General features: G+C 41.6%; 11 protein-coding genes. 4 read left to right on the plus strand and 7 right to left on the minus strand.

All coding sequences use genetic code 11. From position 1 onward, the window contains the following. The first annotated feature begins 864 nt into the window (after positions 1–864). Together RMZ42_RS33325 and RMZ42_RS33330 are read left to right on the plus strand one after the other, a co-directional pair. Entirely contained in the window at positions 865–2,106 is a 1,242-nt protein-coding gene (locus tag RMZ42_RS33325) for a hypothetical protein (RefSeq protein WP_322675446.1), read from the plus strand. 3 nt (positions 2,107–2,109) lie between these two features. Next, on the plus strand, positions 2,110–2,910 hold the full coding sequence (locus RMZ42_RS33330; RefSeq protein WP_416211851.1) for a phosphatase PAP2 family protein: 801 nt from the start codon (positions 2,110–2,112) through the stop codon (positions 2,908–2,910). Between the two features lie 353 nt (positions 2,911–3,263). Here RMZ42_RS33330 and RMZ42_RS33335 read toward each other — a convergent pair whose 3' ends face one another. The 3 genes from RMZ42_RS33335 to RMZ42_RS33345 all read right to left on the minus strand — a co-directional run bounded on the left by RMZ42_RS33335 (position 3,264) and on the right by RMZ42_RS33345 (position 11,975). Then, positions 3,264–3,809: a hypothetical protein gene (locus tag RMZ42_RS33335; RefSeq protein ID WP_322675447.1), complete on the minus strand. Its 546-nt coding sequence runs from the start codon at positions 3,807–3,809 to the stop codon at positions 3,264–3,266. A 2-nt stretch (positions 3,810–3,811) separates the two neighbouring features. Beyond that, complete coding sequence (locus RMZ42_RS33340; protein WP_322675448.1) at positions 3,812–9,394, minus strand: PAS domain S-box protein; 5,583 nt, start codon at positions 9,392–9,394, stop codon at positions 3,812–3,814. A 265-nt stretch (positions 9,395–9,659) separates the two neighbouring features. Further along, the gene (locus RMZ42_RS33345; RefSeq protein ID WP_322675449.1) at positions 9,660–11,975 is read right to left on the minus strand and encodes a response regulator; all 2,316 of its coding nucleotides are present in this window, start codon (positions 11,973–11,975) and stop codon (positions 9,660–9,662) included. A gap of 328 nt (positions 11,976–12,303) precedes the next feature. On the opposite strand from RMZ42_RS33345, the gene RMZ42_RS33350 reads away from it, so the two are divergent. Beyond that, positions 12,304–13,629 carry a DUF58 domain-containing protein gene (locus RMZ42_RS33350; protein WP_322675450.1) on the plus strand — a complete coding sequence of 442 codons (1,326 nt, stop codon included), beginning with the start codon at positions 12,304–12,306 and terminating at the stop codon, positions 13,627–13,629. Between the two features lie 248 nt (positions 13,630–13,877). Here the strand turns inward: RMZ42_RS33350 and RMZ42_RS33355 are convergent, their stop codons facing one another. The 3 genes from RMZ42_RS33355 to RMZ42_RS33365 all read right to left on the minus strand — a co-directional run bounded on the left by RMZ42_RS33355 (position 13,878) and on the right by RMZ42_RS33365 (position 17,791). Then, the gene (locus tag RMZ42_RS33355; protein ID WP_322675451.1) at positions 13,878–15,290 is read right to left on the minus strand and encodes an AtzE family amidohydrolase; all 1,413 of its coding nucleotides are present in this window, start codon (positions 15,288–15,290) and stop codon (positions 13,878–13,880) included. 100 nt (positions 15,291–15,390) lie between these two features. Next, complete coding sequence (locus RMZ42_RS33360) at positions 15,391–15,579, minus strand: DUF4089 domain-containing protein (RefSeq protein ID WP_322675452.1); 189 nt, start codon at positions 15,577–15,579, stop codon at positions 15,391–15,393. 133 nt (positions 15,580–15,712) lie between these two features. Further along, positions 15,713–17,791 carry a hypothetical protein gene (locus RMZ42_RS33365; protein WP_322675453.1) on the minus strand — a complete coding sequence of 693 codons (2,079 nt, stop codon included), beginning with the start codon at positions 17,789–17,791 and terminating at the stop codon, positions 15,713–15,715. A gap of 785 nt (positions 17,792–18,576) precedes the next feature. Here RMZ42_RS33365 and RMZ42_RS33370 point away from each other — a divergent pair. After that, entirely contained in the window at positions 18,577–18,963 is a 387-nt protein-coding gene (locus RMZ42_RS33370) for a hypothetical protein (protein ID WP_322675454.1), read from the plus strand. Positions 18,964–19,284: 321 nt separating this feature from the next. Here RMZ42_RS33370 and RMZ42_RS33375 read toward each other — a convergent pair whose 3' ends face one another. Beyond that, positions 19,285–20,478: an MFS transporter gene (locus tag RMZ42_RS33375; protein WP_322675455.1), complete on the minus strand. Its 1,194-nt coding sequence runs from the start codon at positions 20,476–20,478 to the stop codon at positions 19,285–19,287. Between the last annotated feature and the right edge of the window lie 20 nt (positions 20,479–20,498).

The raw sequence follows: 20,498 nt of genomic DNA on the forward strand, positions 1-20,498 counted from the left end.
CAAAGTCGTTTTGAGGTACTCCAAAGTCGTTTCGAGGTACTTCAAAGTCGTTTTGAGGTACTCCAAAGTCGTGTTGAGGTACTCCAAAGTCGTTTCGAGGTACTTCAAACTTTGTCGCATTGCGATTGAGTACACAGATGTGGGCTACGCCTACGCTTGACTTTTAAAACAACGCGAGTTCGACAACCCCTCTCCGACACGGCTACCGTGTATACACAAGTCCTTCTCACCCCCTCTAACTCCCCGATGCCTTGGGGGAGAACCGGGAACCGGATATTTCCCCCAAGGCATCGGGCTACAGTGTACACACAAGTCTGAAATAGCTTACTCATCTGGGTTTTTGCGTCACTTTTACCCCACCCTAACCCTCCCCTTGCAAAGGGGAGGGAACCGGATCTTTAATCTCCCCCCAATGCATCGGGGGATTAAGGGGGGTAAATCCGAGGTTTGCGCTTCATTACCAAGATGTGTGTACACAGAAGCTCCGACACGGAGAGGGGAGCCAAAACTCTAATTTCTCGTTGCTCCTCCCTTTCCCTGTGGGAGAGGGAGGTTGTCCGGGAGAGGTTCATCGAACTCACGTTAAAACAGTCGCGACGAATATTCTTAACCGAACGGTATTGAGTTGGAGTACACAGTCATCAATTGTGTAAACTTCAGTGAAAGTTATGATATTTTTGACCGCAGCCTGATTTGTGAGAATTGAAAAACACAGATTCCCGACTTCGTAAAAGTTGTCGGGAATTTTGTTTTTCCCCAGCAGTTAACAAATCTTCAGATCGGTAGATGTATTTTTGTCTAGCTATTCACTAACGATCGCATAAAATTGATTCGGATTAAATTTACATTTCTTTAAAAGACAATATGTTTGCCAGAATTCGCCGAATTTTGAGTCAATTTTTTAGTAATTCCAGAACAATCAACAACGAACCACTGAATAAAGTCAGTTTGATTGTGATTATTATAGTTGATATTTTTATCTTAATTAATGTTTTTACCGGACTCGATGATATTAGCAGATGGCATATCAGTCCAACTGAGGCTTATCCATGTTATTCAGAGTGGCAAAATTACCGAGCAAAAACCACTAAAGATAAAGACTATGAAATTGTTAGACTTTCATTGCCATCTTACACGAACAATCAATTTAGTTTTCGGGGAAACTATCAACAAGCCGAAGCAGGACATCTAGGTAAGGTTTCTCAAACTTGTTTGCAATATGCCGATTACAAAGATAAGATTAAGAATTCTGAAAAGCAGCAAATTATCAAAACTATCGAGGAAAAACAAGCAAAAATTAGTAGACTGGAACAAGCCAATCGCACGATTAAATCTCAGTATGACTCAACGCTATTAGAAAAAATTGCCGGACAGAATCGCGAACAATCAATTAATCAAGTCAGTGCTGAAAAAGCTAAACAGACGTTAGAAGAAAATAATCGCCAAATTTCTACTCTTAAACAAGAAACTTCTACTCTTAAAAACGAACTACTCGCTCAACCAGAAAGCATTAGTTTTATAGCCTTTCTTAAAAATGACAATCGATTTCAAGAAGTCGATAAAGGCTATCATCAGGCATCATTTTGGTATCCAAGTATCCAACTTGGTTTTCAATCCCTCTTTCTTTTACCACTGATTCTCATTGCCTTATCAGTTCATAAATTTGCCCAAAGAAGAGGATATGGACTCGTCTCGCTAATTAGCTGGCATTTGCTAGTTATCTTTTTTATCCCATTAATCATTAAAATATTTGAATTTCTCCAAATAGGTGCAATATTCAAATTTTTATTTGATGTAATTAGCGCCATTTTTGGCGGTTTACTTTTCCTGATAAATTATGTTTATATCTTGCTGATTCCAGTTATTGGTTTTGGAATCATCCAATTTTTTCAAAAATTTGTCTTTAACGCTAAAGTCCAAGCAGCTAGCAGAGTTCAAAAATCCCGATGTGTCAATTGTGCCAAGAAAATTCGACATCTTGATACTTACTGTCCACACTGCAGTTATTATCAGTACATTGAATGCCATAACTGCCATAATCTTACTTATAAGCATTTGTCGTACTGTAAACATTGTGGAACTTCTCAAGTTTCCAGTAATTTGTAATCAATGAAGTCGTCGATTGGGCTTTTTAACTTAGATATGGAAAAAGAGAAACAAATCAATAAAGAGAGTCAGTCGCCGCTTGATTTTCTCAAAAACCTGTTGATTGCTCGTTGGCGATCGCTCTTACTCCTTTTGATCGGAGTGTATTTACCTTTGCAGATTTTTGAAATCCTGACAGTGAATATATGGAAGAATCAAGCAGGCTTTCCGTGGGATGCGCCGATTCTGTTAGCGGTTCATTCTACAGCAAACCCACAGTTAGACGTTTTAGCTGTCATCCTAGCGACAATTGGGTTGCCTTGGACGGCAATGGTGATTTTGGGGGCGATCGCACTGATGTTAATACTTCAAAAACGCTGGCGATCGCTAGCTTATTTACTCACCGCCTCAGCAGGAAGCGTCATCATCAACCGCACAGCAAAACAATTAATGCATCGAGTGCGTCCACAATTGTGGCAGTCTATTGCACCTGAGTCTACTTTTGCATTTCCCAGCGCTCATGCGATGACGAGTGTAACATTGGTAGCAATTTTGTTATTTTTAACTTGGGCTACCTCTTGGCGCTGGTTGATTCTCATATTCGGCAGCTTATACATCATCGCAATTGCGTGGTGTCGTCTCTATTTAGGGGTTCATTTTCCTAGTGACATTCTCGCAGGTTGGATGGTTGCATTAGGTTGGACGATTGGTGTCAGTCTAATTATCAAACCCTATAGAACTATAGCCAAATCCGTAGATAGCGAACGTCCTAAAGATGAAACTACTTTACTACCAGAAGAAATAAAGTCGATAAATAAGGAGTAATATCATGTCCGCTTGATTGCTTATTAAACCTGAAGAACCCCACCCCGCCAAAGCTACGCTTTGTCTCCCCTCCCCGCCTGCGGGGAGGGGATTAAGGGGTGGGGTTCTTTTATTATGGGTAATTTGGCGGACATGATATAGTATCAGCCCTCACCCTAAATCCCTCTCCCATAGCTTGGGAGAGGGACTTTGAAATTCGCTCCCCTTCTCCCAATTTTGGGAGAAGGGGTTGGGGGATGAGGGCGAATTTTGCATTTGTGCAAGATGTCTATTATGCTATCTGCGATCGCCAACTGGCACAGTGTCTAAATATTCATGCAGGAGGTCTATTAGACATATTCAGCAACGCCAAATTAAGAGCAGCCCTCAACATATTCGACTTCTGGCAATTTACCCGCTCTGAACTCAGTGACAAGTTTACCATCAGTCTCGAAGACTAGGCGATAGTTGCGATCGCTAGGGTCTTTCGGGATGAAAGTTAGGTAATGTCCGTTTTGGACGTATTTATGAGGTGTGACTTGAATTTGTCCTGGGTAAAGAGACTTGATTTGCGCTTCGGTGTCGCCAATTTTTGCACCTTTGAAGGTAGTAATCTGATTATTTTGCCTTACATCTACTCTGGAAATTCGACCTTTTGTCACCATGAACGAAAGATTTTTGGGTTCATTTTGTGGCTTAACATAATAGCAATTATTATTTGGTGAATCGCCCACTAGCTTAGTACCAGCAGCCTTTGCCGCTTGAGAAACAGTCATGCCAACTTTTACTGTGCCAATACCGTTAATAAACAGTTTTGACTGATTTGTTAGTTTCGCCTTAGCGATAACTGTGCTAATAGTCAAAGAAGAAACTGTTAGCATTACGGTGACAAAAGTCAAGATTTTAGTTTTGTTATTCATAATTAGATATTTTCCTCAGTTAAGTCGATAATTTCATCGAAGCAAAAGTTGCGGACTAAATTTGCCAATTTTTCTGCCAAAGCAGAATGAGTTTGGGGAATTTGCTCAATGAGTTGCAAAATCCTTTCAGCATCGACTTCAACGGCTGCCTGATTCAGTTCTGTTAGCCATTGGGTAGGCATAATGGTAATTGCAGAGCGAAGATCCAAGATAGTAGATTGAGTATTCTCTAAATTGTTGCCTATTGCATCTTCATTGCTTTCTTCTGCACAGATATAACGCACCTGCAAATATTCAGCGATCTTTTCAAAAATCACTTGCTCTCGGAATGGCTTACGAACCAAATCGTCACAACCTGCGGCTAAGATACTTGCCTGTTGTTCTTCAAAAGCACTGGCAGTTAGGGCAATAATTACAGTGCGTAAATTTCTAGTTGTATTTTTTTCCTTGGCTCTAATCTCTTTAGTGGCATCGTAGCCGTTGATTACAGGCATCCGCATATCCATCCAAATTAGGTGAGGTTGCCAGGTTTGCCAAATAGCGATCGCTTCTTGTCCATTAGTCGCAGCCTGAATTTCAAAACCAATGCTACCAAGAAGTTGCACAATCAAATCGCGGTTTTCTTTACGGTCATCTACTACGAGAATACGGTAAGATGCTTGGTCTTCTGCTAGCTTGAGTACGCGTCCCTTATTCAATTTTGGTGCAGCTTTCAAAGCTGCGGCTAAATTCACTTGAATATCAAAGCTAAAAATAGACCCTTGCCCAACGCTACTCGTTAAATAAATATCGCCTCCCAGCAACCGCACAAATTGACGGCTGATAGTCAGTCCGAGTCCAGTTCCCTCCTTAGTTTGAATACCGCTTGTTGTCTGGACAAAAGGCTGAAACAGGTTATTCATTTCTGCTGCCGCTATTCCCCGTCCAGTGTCTTCGACTTCAAAGTGTAGGGATTGGGGATTGGGGATTGGGGATTGGGGATTGGGGACTGGGGATTGGGCAGGGATCAATAGTTCTTCCTCCCCAGCCTCCCCTGCCTCCCCTGCTCTTCTACTTCCCATCCTCACCCGCAACGTTACTCCCCCAGTCTGAGTAAACTTGACGGCGTTACCCAAAAGGTTTATGAGAACTTGGCGGAGTTTACCTTCATCCGTTTGGATGTAACGCGGGAGATTGGGAGCCATTTCAAATTTGAGAAACAATTGCTTTGCCTGTGTCCGCACTTGGAACATCTCTTGCAGTGTTTGCAACAGCAGATATAAATCGAAGTCTTCGGGGTTGAAAATGATTTGTCCAGCTTCAATTTTGGACATTTCCAAGACATCGTTAATCAGGTTAAGCAAGTGTTCTCCACTGCGATTAATGGTAGCTAATGATTCGCGCTGGTTTGAGTTGAGGCTAATGTCTCGCTCCATTAATTGGGAAAAACCTAAAATTGCATTTAGAGGAGTGCGGAGTTCGTGACTCATGTTAGCGAGGAAAGCACTCTTGGCTCGGTTGGCAGTTTCGGCGGCTTCTTTGGCAATTCTCAGCGCTTCTTCTGCCTGGTGTCTAGCTCGACCGATCGCAATTATTTCACCTACCAGTTTCAATAAATTAATATCTTCTTGGTTCCAAGTTTTCGAGTAGTGAATCATCGCTGCACCAACAAACCCAACCACTTTGCCAGCATGAACCATTGGCACAGCTAGTATAGATTGAAACGACATACTTTCAAAAAGTTTTCGCTCAGGTAGATGCGGTGGTAAATCTTCCACAGAAGAGATTTGTCGATGCCTACCACGGAGAATCGGCTCGTAGAAATAGGGGAAAACTTCCACAGGCGAACCTCTGGCAATATCAATTAATGGTGCAACATCTTCACCACACCATTCATGGATCAGGTTGAATTCACTTTTATCCTGGGAGCATTCAAAGATGCAACTGTGTTCGGCATCAATAAATTCAGCGATCGCTCGCAGTGTAAAATTAATTGCTGTTGCTAAATCTTGGTCAATAAATTGCCGAGAAACGCTGCTGATTAAACTTTCGGCTTGAGTTCGACGTTGTAAAGCTGCTTCTGCTTGTTTGCGATCGCTAATATCACGAGCTACGCCGACAATCTGAAAATTACCTTGGGCATCTTGTGTGCGGACTGCATTACTAGTTAGCCAAACCCAGCCCCCACTGCGATGTTTAGCACGGTACTCAGTGCCCGAAATTCCCTCGCCTGTTGCCAGAATACTTTGGGCGACTTCTTGACATTTGGGCACATCGTCGGGATGAGTAAAGAATGCCAAAGTATTACCCTCCATTTCGCTGGGGGCAAATCCGGTAGTCTTCAAGATATTTGGAGAAATATAGTTGAAAATCCCATCAGGACTGATGATAAATAGCACATCGTTGACCTTTTCTACGATAGTGCGAAACTTTAACTCGCTTTCCTGTAAGGCTGCTTCTGCTTGTTTTCGTTCCAATTCGGCACCGGCACGGGCAGCAAAAATTTTCACAATCAGTTCCCGTCCCGGATCGGGCTTCATGGGTTTGACATCGATTACTGCTAGATGTCCGATGATTTCGCCGGATGAACTGGTGAGAGGAACGCCAAAAAAACTCTCGGCATTCATCTTCACTAAATCGGCATCTTCTGGAAAAGTAGTTTGTACTGCTTGCGGGTAATGACACATATTGCCTCGCAAGGTGTGTTCGCAAGGAGTACCCTGTAAATCGTATTCCAAGTTATCGTTAATAGCCCCATTACACCAAAATGCCAAAGTGCGGACTCTCGTTTTTGGCTCGTCATCAAACTCAGTCACTAAGGCATATTGAACCTGCAAGACTTCGGCAAGGTAACGAACGCAAGAATTGAAAAATTCATTGCCTGTTTTCGCGGCTGTACCCTCAACAATTAAGCGTAAAGCTTGTTCTTGCTGTTTGCGTTGGCTAATATCTGTAAAAACAGAATCCAAACAGGATTCTTCGGCGTTGAGACGAAGTGATAACAGTACCCAAACAACAAATCCATCCAAGCGTCGCAGTGCTACTTCATAATTGCGAACTTCGCCGGACTCTTCTAACTCTGCTAACATTTGCACCCGATCTTCTGGATTGACATATAAATCAGTTGTGAAATACTTGCCAATTAAGCCAGCAGCAGAGGTAAAACCTAATATCTCAGCACTACGTTGATTAGCATCGATAATCAATCCATCTTTTTGGCAAGTGCGAAAAATCCCCACTTGGGAGTTTTCAAAGATGTTGCGGTATTTCATTTCACTACGACGCAAGGCTTCTTCTGCTTGCTTGCGTTCTGTGATGTCGCGTCCCACGCCGGCGATCGCAATTTCACCGCTAGGAGTATTAATTGTGGAAGTGTTAAAGTTGAACCATCGCCAGCTACCATCTTGGTGTCGCAATCGCACTTCTATATCAGTCAGCTTTTCACCAGTTATCGCTTTTTGTAAAGCACTGGCACTAGTTGCTAAGTCTTCCGGTTTGGTAAACTCTACTACAGAATGACCTTCGATTTCCTCTAGGCTGTAGCCCATGATTGCAGTCACATTCGGCGAGTGATAAGTAAAAATTCCCTCTGGCGAGAGGACAAATATCAGATCGTTGGCATTTTCCACAATGCTACGGAATTTTAACTCGCTTTCCTGGAGGGCTGCTTCGGCGCGTTTGCGTTCTGTGGCATCAGTGCCGACTGAAAGAATTTCGATTAAGTTTCCTTGGGCATCTAAAATGGGTTTATTCGCCCAGACAATCCAGACGCGATCGCCATTTTTGCATGAGTTTTCGTTTTCGTTAAATAGATAATTTTCTGGCTGCTGACAAATATCAACCATTAATGTCTGCAAATCGCGCCCAGAAGTTTCGGTTTCTGGAACGATTGTACCGATAACATTGCTTCCGATAATCTCATCTACATCGAAACCAAAAAGCCTTTGACCGTAGTCATTTAAAAATATAATGTCACCATTGCCATCCCAACGCAGAATGATACAGTTGGCTGTTTGCACCAAATCGCGGTACTGAGCTTCGCTTTGACGTAACGCTTCTTCGGTGCGTTTGCGAGCCGTAATATCCCGCACTATTGCTAAGATGTGTCGCTTGCCATTATAAATGCAAGTCGTTCCTTTGACTTCCACATCTATTAAACTGCCATCTTTGCAGATATCAACTGCTTGTCCATAAAATTGCTCGCCACATCGGGTTTTCTCGACAAACTCTAGAAAAACAGAATGGGAGTCTGGGTGAATATAACTAGATGGATGTAAAGTGAGAAATTCTTCATAAGAGTAACCGTGCATCTGACAAGCCGCCGGATTAACTTCGGTGACTTTTTCAGTCTCTATTTCAGTAATAAATAGTCCATCATTAATTGCTTCAAAAATACTGCGGTATTGTAATTCGCTTTGTCGCAGCGCTGCTTCAGCCCTTTGGCGCTGGGTGATGTCGCGGAAACTCCACACTCTACCAATAATTTGTTCGCCGATGCGCTGAGGACAAGAGTAGCGCTCAAATACTCTGCCATCTTCTAGTTCTAACCAGTCGTAACTAACTAATTCCGGCTGTGAATATGATTCTCGGACTCGTTGCAAAAATTCATCAGGGTCTTTTAATTGGTTTGCCAGATACGCTAGTCGCAGAGTACGATCTGGTTCCGTCAAAAGTTCTGGTGGAATTGACCACATTTCTAAGAACTTTTGGTTATAACTAGCGATTTTACTTGAGCTATCGACTACTAATATACCATCTTGAATCGATTCAAAGATAGCGCTTAATAAAGATAGAGAATTTTCTAAAGCTACTTGGGTTTGTTTGCGTTCGCTCAAATCCCGCCCTAAAACCACCAGAGCTTTGCGTCTACCATCCTGGTGAAATAGGGGAGCTTTAATCATATCTAAACTGCTCACTGTCCCATCAGGGCGAGGAACAGCTTCTTCTACCCGATGCACACATCCCAATTGCCAAGCTCGTTCATCTGTTTTGTTGCAGTTGAGCAAAGCATCATGATAAAAATTGCTAAATTCTGCTAGTTCTGAGTCTGTTTTGCCTTGATAATCAACGCCTTGTAGCTCTAAAAATTCTAGGTTAGCTTGGTTTGACAGCAACCATTTGCCCTCACCGTCTTTCAAACAGATAATATCGGGTGTAGCGTTAATTAATGTCTGCAATCGCTCCTCAATTTCTTGTAAGGATTCTTGAGTTCGTTGCGTCAATGTGATATCCCGAATCACCAGTATTGCACAGCGATCGCCAGTCATTCCGGTAGAGCTACCAGAAATTTGTAATGTTATTTGCTCATCTTGCTGTAACTGATAATTTGCTGTTTCATACTCCCCATTGAGTATCTGCACATCAGGATAGCAGGATAAAGCAACTGGTTGTCCTAATTGTGTCAGGGGTAGCAAGTCAGTTAACTTTGCACCGCAGACAGTACCGTGAGGTTGGTTTACTAGAGACTCAAAGCGAGAATTGCACCATTGAATCAGTCGGTCTTCTCCTACCCAGACTACAGCATCAGCGATCGCACCCAGTGTTACTTCCATCTTGTTCACAGTGGCTTGCAATTGCTTTACCTGCTCTAGCTGTTGTGTACTCATCAACAATTCCTCTTAAATAACTCGTAATTCGTAATTATTGTGAATTAGGTACTGTACAAATTAATAATAATGTGCTAATAGAAGTACCAATAAATCTGTATAGTGATTGTATCGTTAGTCCATGACTGAAATATTTGACTACAGCAAAACTACATATTATATTATCTTCAAAATTTTATCTAAGTAGGGATAAGTCTTGGCAAGGCCCAACGCCGAAATAACAAATGCATCCGCCGAAATAAATAAAACCCTTGGAGTATGGTAATTACGAATTCCGCCCAGCAGCAGCTTGGTATAAAGATTGTATCGTCAGCCCATCATTGGGGTATTCGACTACAGTGAAATTACATATTACCTGGAAGCGATCGCCTTTGAAGGCTGTGAATATTTGCTGGCGGAGGGTAGTTAAAATCTCACTGAGGCGATGGTTTACTTCTGTTTTTGTTAACCCAGAAACTCCCACAACAAATTCACCATTACCCCAATAACCTAGTACTTCACCACTGCAAAATGCCGATTGGAATAAACGACTCCATCTTTGCAATACTTGATTTCCAGCCTGATGACCATACTTAATATTAATTTGACGCAAATCAGTCACGCTTAAGATTGCCAAACAAACAGATTGCTGATTTTTCTCAGCTTGAGCAATTAGGTGCTGCAAGTCGCGGTTAGACTGAAACTGATTTGTTAACCCAGTTAAGGAATCTTTAGTAGAAAGCGATTGTAGTAAACGACTGCGTTCTAAGCGATGGGTAATGCGCGCCAACAGTTCTGCACCGACAACAGGTTTAATCACATAATCATCTCCCCCAACCGCAAACACTTGCTGCACAGTTTCCATTTCTCGGTGAGCAGTCAGAAACACAATCGGTAATTCCTGCCATTGGGGATCGGTACGAACTGCTCGGCAAAGTTCGATACCATTTATATGAGGCATTTCCACATCCAAAATCAACAAATCCGGTTTAGTAGATTGCAATACTTCCCAGAAACGTAGCGGATTTTCTAATCCTGTCATCCGCATACCCCACGGTTCTAACATTGGGCGCAGTGCTGCTAAAATCAGCGGGTCGTCATCTACTGCCAGTATATTGACCCGCAAAGAACGAGTACGTTGTAATATTTGGGACGAAACATCCCAAACTTGAGCAGCTGTTACAGGTTTGACCAAAAACCCCCGCGCCCCATATTGAGCAAAAGTTACGCGTTCTACTAACTCATCAGTTGCAGCCAGCACCAGAACGGGTACGGGTGGGGTACGCGTTGCTAAGTCCGAAAGAAGTGCTAAACTTTCTTTACGCCAGCCGATATCATCTATATTTAGCACTACTAAATCTGGTGATGTGGTTTGGAGAAAGTTTTTTGCATCCTCTAAGTTGCTAATTTGCTGCCAGCATATTCCCATGCACTCAACCAGTTGTTGCAACTGAGAACCTAGTTGCAGATTCGGGTCAATTAATATCAATCGGGTACTAATTTCTGGTGCGATCGCACTAGAAGTTTGATAATCTACATTCTGCCCCATCAGGTTGATGATGTTACCCAAACCTTCAATCAGCCCCAGCAATTGCCGCTTTTCACTTACTGACAAATCACCATCTTTACCTAAAATCTGTTCAATTTGCCGCGCTAGCAGAGTACCATTGTCTTGCTCAAACATTCCCAAGACACCAGCTAGTTTGTGCGCCTCTCGTTCTCCCGATTTACGTAACTCCCCAGTCAGCGTTTTACCAGATAATGCAGTTGCCAATTCTTGCAGTACCGTCAACCGCTGCACCATCAACCCTTCGTATTGTTTCCACAAGCCACCCATCGCTTGCTGAAACTGCTCCTCAACTTGAGGACTTGCAACTTGGGATTTTTCTTTCCCCCCCTGCTTCCCCTGCTCCCCTTGCCTCCCCTGCTCTCTTCCAGGATTCAGCCGATATCCCAAACCATAAACATTTTCAATCCAATCTACTGCTCCGCCTGCTTTCAACTTTTGTCGTAAGTATTTGATGTGAGATTTTACAGTTTCCTCTTGGGGTGGGTCGTCAAAAGTCCACAAATGCTCAATGATATCCCCCCGACTAAAAACACGCGATGGATTCCGTAAAAATAGCTCCAGCAAACTATATTCTTTGGCTGTTAATTCCAGGAGTTTGTTGTTATATGTGACTTCGCAACTACTGGGATCTAGTCGTAGCGCGCCTACTTCCAGTATAGGAGTACAGGGGCGATCGCCTCGACGGATCAGCGCTCGTATCCGTGCTTGCAGTTCTTCCAAATCTAAAGGTTTGATCAGATAATCGTCTGCACCTGCATCAAGTCCCTGAATTCGCTCTTTACTACCATCTCTCGCCGTCATCAAGAGAATCGGAGTGAAGCAGCCACCAGAACGCAATCGCTGACACAATGTAATCCCGTCTAGTTTTGGTAATCCTACATCTATTAATAACAGGTCATAGTTCGTACTTTGCGTGTATTCCCAACCCATTTGTCCATCTTGTACGACATCAACAACATAGTGTTGCTTAGTCAGAGACTTCAACAAGACACTTGCTAAAATTTCTTCATCTTCGATTAGCAAGATTCTCATACACCCGTCCAAAATATAATTTGCTACTTTACCCAAAAAAATAGTACATTAGGTAGTTATTTTTCTACAAGGAAAAAATAAAATAATTTAGCAAGTCTTCTTATTTCGGTTACATTGAATTCACCTTATACTTAACCTGACTTTTCACAGGATCTGGAAAACCTCACTTCCATTCCTCTCTCCTACAAAAAGAGAGGCTTTGAATTCTCCCCCTTCCCTGGTAGGGAAGGGGGTTGGGGGGTTAGGTTTCGCGTTGGTTTTTCCACATAGCGTGAAAAGTCAGATACTTAACTCCTAACTCCTAACTCTTAACTCCTCGCTTTAAAAAATGGTTCCTTCCAAACGAGTTTATTTATTATTAGTTTTGGGTATAGCGATCGCCCCGATCCTATCCTTATTTATCAGCATTAGAGCAACCATCGCCATAACTGTGCTATTTGATGCCATCATTCTCGGACTGATGGTTGCAGATGGTTTGCGAGTGCGGCGTTCTCGCGTGCAAATTACCCGCGAATTACCGTCACGATTATCTATTGGGCGAGATAATCCTGTAGTGCTAAAGGTGACATCACAAAATACCGACGCTCAAATTGAAATCCGCGACTATTACCCAACAGGATTTGGCGTGTCTGCACCTGCACTGGGCGCCATTGTTCCCAGTAACAGCACTGAAGAATTAACGTATACCGTCCACCCAACACAGCGAGGAGAGTTTCCTTGGGGAAATATTCAAGTCCGACAGTTGGGGCTTTGGGGACTAGCTTGGGATGATTGGCAAATTCCCCAAAGTCTGCCTGTGAAAGTTTATCCTGATTTAGTGGGATTGCGATCGCTCACCATTCGTCTGACACTGCAATCATCAGGATCGATGCGCCAATCTCGCAAAACTGGTATTGGTACAGAGTTTGCCGAATTACGAAACTATCGCACAGGTGACGATTTGCGGTTTATTGATTGGAAAGCTACCGCTCGTCGGGTTGGCGCTTATGGTAATGCCATGCCACTAGTGAGGGTTCTAGAACCAGAACAGGAACAAACATTACTGATATTACTCGATCGCGGTCGGCTGATGACGGCAAAGGTGCAGAATTTGCAGCGATTTGACTGGGGATTGAATGCAACTTTATCCTTAGCTTTGGCAGGTTTGCATCGAGGCGATCGCGTGGGTGTTGGTGTATTTGACCGCCAAATGCATACGTGGATTCCCCCAGAACGCGGTCAACATCATTTGAATCAGTTAATTGATCGTTTAACTCCACTTCAACCAGTGTTATTTGAATCTGATTATTTGGGGGCGGTAACAAATGTTGTGCAGCGACAAACTCGGAGGGCGCTGGTAGTAGTGATTACCGATTTAGTTGATATCACTGCCTCTACAGAACTCCTAGCTGCACTCTCCAAACTAGCACCCCGCTACCTTCCATTTTGCGTGACTTTGCGAGATCCACAAGTCGATCGTCTAGCACACACCTTCACAGATGAGGTTGCAGGTGCTTATACCCGTGCAGTAGCACTAGATTTATTAATGCAACGACAAGTAGCTTATGCCCAACTGAAACAAAAAGGTGTATTAGTTCTAGATGCACCAGCAAATCAAATTGCCGATCGGTTAGTTGAGCGATATCTGCAACTAAAAGCGCGAAATCAACTTTAGTAATTGTCACTCTAACTTGTGCATTTTTATGCAATTATTTAGCGGAGGTATAAACTTTGCTTAAAATTATCCAGATAGAGACTAGACCTCTTGCAAAAGTTACTTTTGCAAGAGGGGGGAAAGGGACTCATGTTAAAGGGACTCATGGTTTTTATGAGTCGCTTTACCCCTTACCCTTTTCCCCACTTCTGCAAGATGACTCTTGTGAGACGCGATTAATCGCGTCTTTGTGTAATAAATTAGATTTTTCAAACAGCCTCTGAGTTAAGAGCGTTTAAAATTACTGGTGCTGAAACTACACCCTTTGCCTCTAACGCAGCCGCAACCCGTAAAATTAACGCTTCATTATATGGTGCTGCAATCAATTGCACACCTAAAGGTAATGTATTTTGGCACTGAATTGGTACTGATAAAACGGGTAAACCAATAAAAGATAATGGTTGAGTAAATAGCCCTAAATGAGGACGGACAAGAATTTCTTCGCCATCCAAAATTATGGTTTGTTGACCAATTAATGGTGCAGAAATTGGTGTAGTTGGGGCAAGAATTACATCGACATTTTGAAAAACTTCTCGAACGCGATCGCGATACCATCTTCTAAACCGTTGTGCTTGAAGATACCAGCTACTAGGAATTAACGCCCCAGCCAAAAAGCGATCGCGTGTAGCGAAATCAAAATCTTCAGGATGCAATCGCAATTTTTCCAAACGCAGATTTGCACCCTCGCTAGCTGTGATTACAAAAGCTGCTGCACGGGCGCGGTGTGCTTCTGGTATGATTACGTATTTAGTAACTTCTATTGCATCAGCTACTTTTTGCACTGCTGCTAAAGCTGCCGGTTCTGCACCTTTGGTAAAATAATCAGCTGCGATCGCAATTCTGATATCAGAAATATCTTGTTTGAGTTGCGGTAAACATAATTCAGGTAGACGCTTTGTACAAATGGGATCGCGATCGTCTTTTCCCTGAAGCACATCAAACACCGTAGCGATATCCTGCACCGAACGCGCAAAAGGGCCAATGTGGTCAAAACTGCTAGAAAATAAAGCTACCCCAGCACGAGATAATCTTCCATAAGTTGGCTTGAAACCAAAAACACCACACAACGCCGCCGGAACGCGAATTGAACCATTAGTATCAGAACCCAATGTCAGCGGTACTAACCCCGCCGCAACCGCCGCCGCCGAACCACCCGATGAACCACCAGCAACTCGCTGTAAATCATGGGGGTTGTGAGTAGCACCGTAATGGGAGTTTTCTGTTACAAACCCATAAGCATACTCATCCATATTCAAAGCACCAAGCAAAACAGCACCCGCTTGCTTCAACTTTGCTACTGCGGTTGCATCTTGAGTAGCTTCTGGGTTTACTGCATTGATTTTCGATCCTGCTAGAGTCGTAAAACCAGCGATATCGAAGAGATTTTTCACCGCAAAAGGCACACCAGCAAGCACTCCAGGATGATTACCTTGGGCAATTTCCCTGTCAATCAGTGCTGCATCTGTTAAAGCTGTCTCAGCAGTTATAGTGGTAAAACAGTTGAATAGATGATTGTGCGTTGCTATTCGTGCTAACGCAGCTTTCGTAACCTCCACAGCGCTAGTTTTACCTTTGCGTACAGCAGTTGATATTGTTATGGCATCGGCTGAATCAAAATTCATGCTGAAATATTAAGAGATAGCGCGTTTAGCTTTTTGAGTAATAGCACTCAGCAATAGTTTTTGCTTCATTAAAACATCAACATAGCTATTCTTGAAGCAATTATGGTTCAAAAACTGGTGCAACTTCAATTTCCTCTGGTAAAGGGAAAGAATTTACCAGATTAGCGATCGCCCTAATTCTCTCAAAATTTGCCACCACACCATCTCGATACTCATCTTTTAACTGCAAATCCAACAAAAACCCCATTTGATCTACATATTCACTCACATCAAACTCTTCTCTTCTCATCTTTTTTCCTTTGCGGTAGCCTGCGGCAAGCCAAAGCGTTTACGTTATCTTAAACTTATAATTTCTTGCGACAACAGCGATACCCAGATAGTGACATACAATTTTGTCGGGAATGCAACGTCATTAATTTGGATTAATTTGGTTTTCCATAGTAGATTCCTTTACCGTCGGTGCCAATGAAGACTAGCCCAAATTGCTGTCTGCTAGCTTCCATCACGTTCGGGACATTGCCGATGGGATATAGAGGATTAGAGATGTTTGTCCATGTTTGCCCTCTATCCAAAGAACGGAAAATTCCTTTTCCCATACCAATGATTTTGCCATATAAATATAGTGCAGGAATTGTACTTCCTATTTGTGGTTTGCCAAAGGCAAATAAATAAGCTTTCTCCACACCAGCTATTTTGTCAAACTTCGTACCACCGTTTGTTGAACGATAAAGCCCATTTGAATTGAGACTTATCCAAACTTCGTTACTCACCCCCGGAACTGTTTTGAGCATAGACCAATCTTCGCTAGGAAGTGTTGAGTTGACAATACTGAAGTATGCAGCTCCATCCTTACTGCGGTAGACTTTGCCATCGTTGTAGTAGTAAAAAATATTGCCATTTACTTTGTCTGATGCCAATGGTTGACCCCAGTACCACGGCCCCTTGGGCCCGTTGGGTAAACCTGATACTCCACTCCAAGTAGCTCCACCGTTAGTTGTGCGTATAGGTTGTTTCTCGCTGGCGATCGCTACAAACAAACTTGGATTAGTTGCAGACATAGCTACCCGTAGTGGCATAATGTTCTGCGGAAAAGAAGAAAAGTTCTTCCAGGTATGTCCGCCATCTGTGGAAGTTCCTCCTGTAAAAGTATTGAACCCTCGATGTCCGCCAACGCGTACCATACGTAAAGGATCTTTTTCACTGTAGGCAATACTGTATGTTTCTTGATACCAAGGGCCGTTACTACCACCCAATTGAGTAGATGGGTAAGTATCTAATTTCTGGCCGTGGTTAAAGCCTTCTACATCAGCCACACCGCTTAACAATAGTGAGCCTTTTGGAGGTGAGATGAGTTCAAAAGCTACTGTTTCCTCATGTCCTTTTTCATAGTTAGACCACATAGGCTTGTTAGCATTGATATTGTCTGCCTGCCAGGTTCCGAACCAGTCTGTTAACCAAACTTTGCCAGCAATATTTGGGTCAAATTCAATCGCTGAGGCCGCAGAAGCAAAATACCAGTTTGGCCACCAAGGTACTTGAGGATTCAATGAATGGCTTTTCTGTTGCCATGTAGTTCCACCATCGGTAGATTGAAAGACTCTAGAGTAATTAGTAGTTTCATGGTATTGGTCATAAGTAACTAAAACGTGATTAGAGTTATTGGGATCTACAGAAAGCCCATTAAATGAAATAGTTTTGATGTTAGTTGGCGTAATATTGCTCCAAGCCCCATTTGCATATTTGCTAACTCCTGAAGTGTGCGTTACATACAGTACTCCATTGCTATTAAGCACCATTCGATTTACTTTTGATGGGCTTCCGGCTATTCTGCTCCAGGTAACACCTGTATCGGTAGACTTATATATTCCGTCTCCATAGGCATTTGCATAAACCAAGCCAGCATTCTTTTTGCTAAACAAAATTCCTGTAATACCAATGGATGCATTAGGTTTTCCAGAGAAAGAACTTACTTTTTTCCATGTTTGACCAGCATTCGCCGACTTCCATAGCCCATCCAAACGCGAACCAAAGAAGATGATATTAGGATTAAATGGATTAACTCCCAGCCTTTCCCCCGTCCATCGCTTAGTTTCGTTGCCACCCATTGGCAAATCTATGTTCAGTTTGTTCCAGGTTTGACCTTTATTGGTCGATTTGAAGATTGTTCCTAAGCCAGCCTTAGTATATTTGCCTGCTGCAATATAGACAACATTTGGATTGTTAGGGTCAAGCGCTAATCCTTCTCCGCCATAGTAGTTACTTTTATCAGACCCAAAGTGATCTATTAATGGAATCCATCTTTTCTCTAACGAATTCCAACGATAGAAGCCACCTATATCGGTTCTAATGTAGGCTAAATTCTTCTCTAAAGGATGCAGATAAATATTAGTAACATAGCCTCCTCCTCCTATAGAGACTTGATTCCATTGATACTCAGATGTAGTACTACTGCGACTAGGTTCAACAGTTGTAAGTGCTACAGTCGTGGCTAGAGCGAGCATAGAAAAGCGGATTATTTTCCTTAAAGGAATATGGAAAAAGCGAATGCTCATATAGTCTCATTGGTAAAGGAATCAATTTAGAGATAATACTTAGTAAATTAAACTAAGCAGTATAAAATTAAGTGAAAATGCGGTATGCATTCTCCCTTTAGTTAGAAAATGACGTAATGATTGCTAATAGATGATTGTTGATATAAACGTTTTGGCAAAATAAAAATACTTTGTCAATATTTTTATGAAATTTATGTATAATTTGTTATAACTACTTAGAATTTTATCTAATTTAATACGAAGGTTTTTACTGTCACTTATTAGTATAAAAAGGTACTAAAAATTATTTTGTATTTACACCATAAGAATAAGTTTCCTTGGTTATTACAGCACCGACATTGATTTGGGATGAAAATGAAATCAGACGACTTGCATCAAAATATTTAGAAGTTCGCGTAAAGGCACAAAAAAGACCCTAAAAGATGGCTCTTGCCAGTTATAGAAAATCTTACATTCTTCCAGCAATTTAATTAAGTATTTTTTGAAAGATGAAAAATCCCTCTAAAGTCAGAGATATATTCTGTGCTGTGGTAGAGGATTTTTTGATTCTACTTCAGTATCTTAGTATATGAACAAATTTTCCTGCTATTTACTCAACTGAGTCTCTTTAGCTAGAGAGATAAACAGTTTTAAAAATGATATCTACAGCAGATAAATAATCTAGAATAACAATAAAAAACATGAATGATAAAAACAAAACTGAGACTAATAATAATTTAAGTCGGGATATAAAAATGGATGAAACTAATATAAATTCATTATCTAATGAACCTCAAAAGTCAACGAAAACAATTAATGTAGATGGTCATCGTCCAGTCGATCCAAGTAACATTCAGATTAAAAAAACAATTGATATAGATGGTCAACGCCCAATTGCAAAAGATAAAAATTATAGCGATCAAACAATTGACATAGACGGTCAACGCCCGATCGCTAAGAGTAATTTTGAAGGACATGAGATACTACCTGTAGACGGTGAGCGTCCAATTGACCCTAGTAATTTTGAAGTTGAGGAAATTCTTGACATAGATGGTCAACGTCCGATCGCTAAGAGTAAATTTAAAGCTAAAGATACTATAGAGATAGATGGTAGCCGCCCGATAGCTTCAAATAACCAATAGCTTTAAATAACACTGTTGATTCGTAAATACCAACAGAATATGTAGACTAAAATCACAACCTTTCTTGACCAAAAGCATGGGATAATTAGACGTGACTTAAAAATAGGGACTGGGAACTTGGGAACTGGGGACTGGGGACTGGGGACTGGAAACTGGCGAAGAGATATTTTTATTGTTCCTTGTAAGTTCCACTCATGGAGTCTCTTACAAAAGTGACTTTTGCTTTCCGGTTGGGGAAAGGGACTCATGTTAAAGGGTAAGAGGAAATTCCATCCCTTTCCCCTTTACCCCTTACCCTTTGCCCTACAAATGCCAAAAAGTCTATTTTTTATTTATGCTTGCTGTAGTGATTTTCGGTCTGACTATAACAATAAATCCAAGCAAAGTAAAAACTAACATCTGCCAAGTCACCAAATCCCAGCCCCCAAAATCCCAGCATAATAGACCAATACTAGTACCGACAGCACCACCGATAAAATAGGTAGTCATGTACACTGTATTGATGCGACTGTTCGATTGAGCATCAAGAGTGTATATTCTTGCCACATTGGTGACTTGAATTGCTTGTACGCCTACATCTAGTAACAATACAGCAACAGCGATCGCCAGCGCTGAATTAGAAGCAATTTTAGCAATTACTAAACTTGCAATCACCAGAGATACAGATATAGTTAAGGAACGTTGGGAATTACCTTTATCGGCTAATTTACCAAAAATTGGTGCCATTAATGCACCTGCGATCGCCACAAAGCCATACATCCCAATTGTGTCAGATTGAAAATTAAAAGGTGCTCCGCTTAAATGGAAAGTCAACGTTGTCCAAAATGAGCAAAAGACACCAAACATTAATCCTCCAATTAAAGATGCTTCTCTCAATAAAGAAAAACGTTTTAATTGTTGAAGCGTTGATTTTAATAAATCAAAATAATTACCAGTGTATTCATTATTCACATTAGGTAAATAAATTTTTAGCAAGACAGTAACAATTAAAATCATTACTCCTGAAAATCCATATACATAACGCCAACTCAAGCTTTCAGCAATATATCCACTAAAAACCCTTGCTCCTAAAACTCCAATCAATATACCAGTAAAAATACTGCCGACAGTTTGTCCTGTAGTTACTCTATCTATACTTGCTGCTAAAGGCAGAATAACCTGAGCGGAGACTGTTGTAATTCCAATTGCTATGCTCAATATCCAAACTTGGACGATATTTTGTGAAAACGTCATGGCTATCAACAAACAAAACAAACATATAAGTAAGGAAAGAATTAATGTTTTTTTGTTGATTTTATCGCCCAAGGGGATTAAAAAGAAAAGCCCAAAACCGTAACCAACTTGCGAAAGCACAGATATGCTACCCGCTTCACTTTCGCTAACTTGAAAAGAAGATGCAATATCTTTGAGAATTGGCTGATTATAATAAACGTTAGCAACACACACACCAGATGCGATCGCCATAATCAGTACTTGAAATTTAGTTAATCCGTTATTTGAGATTTGTTTGTTCATTCAACCTAATTCACTATAAT

Origin of the sequence: Nostoc sp. DedQUE05 (genome assembly GCF_034530955.1) — a bacterium.
In the GTDB taxonomy this organism is placed as follows: Bacteria; Cyanobacteriota; Cyanobacteriia; order Cyanobacteriales; family Nostocaceae; genus Nostoc.

What these genes read in the sequence shown, in the direction of transcription:
- RMZ42_RS33325 (WP_322675446.1), top strand. Translation starts at nt 865, where the DNA reads ATGTTTGCCAGAATTCGCCGAATTTTGAGTCAATTTTTTAGTAATTCC.
- RMZ42_RS33330 (WP_416211851.1), top strand. Translation starts at nt 2,110, where the DNA reads ATGAAGTCGTCGATTGGGCTTTTTAACTTAGATATGGAAAAAGAGAAA.
- RMZ42_RS33335 (WP_322675447.1), bottom strand. Translation starts at nt 3,809, where the DNA reads ATGAATAACAAAACTAAAATCTTGACTTTTGTCACCGTAATGCTAACA.
- RMZ42_RS33340 (WP_322675448.1), bottom strand. Translation starts at nt 9,394, where the DNA reads ATGAGTACACAACAGCTAGAGCAGGTAAAGCAATTGCAAGCCACTGTG.
- RMZ42_RS33345 (WP_322675449.1), bottom strand. Translation starts at nt 11,975, where the DNA reads ATGAGAATCTTGCTAATCGAAGATGAAGAAATTTTAGCAAGTGTCTTG.
- RMZ42_RS33350 (WP_322675450.1), top strand. Translation starts at nt 12,304, where the DNA reads ATGGTTCCTTCCAAACGAGTTTATTTATTATTAGTTTTGGGTATAGCG.
- RMZ42_RS33355 (WP_322675451.1), bottom strand. Translation starts at nt 15,290, where the DNA reads ATGAATTTTGATTCAGCCGATGCCATAACAATATCAACTGCTGTACGC.
- RMZ42_RS33360 (WP_322675452.1), bottom strand. Translation starts at nt 15,579, where the DNA reads ATGAGAAGAGAAGAGTTTGATGTGAGTGAATATGTAGATCAAATGGGG.
- RMZ42_RS33365 (WP_322675453.1), bottom strand. Translation starts at nt 17,791, where the DNA reads ATGCTCGCTCTAGCCACGACTGTAGCACTTACAACTGTTGAACCTAGT.
- RMZ42_RS33370 (WP_322675454.1), top strand. Translation starts at nt 18,577, where the DNA reads ATGGATGAAACTAATATAAATTCATTATCTAATGAACCTCAAAAGTCA.
- RMZ42_RS33375 (WP_322675455.1), bottom strand. Translation starts at nt 20,478, where the DNA reads ATGAACAAACAAATCTCAAATAACGGATTAACTAAATTTCAAGTACTG.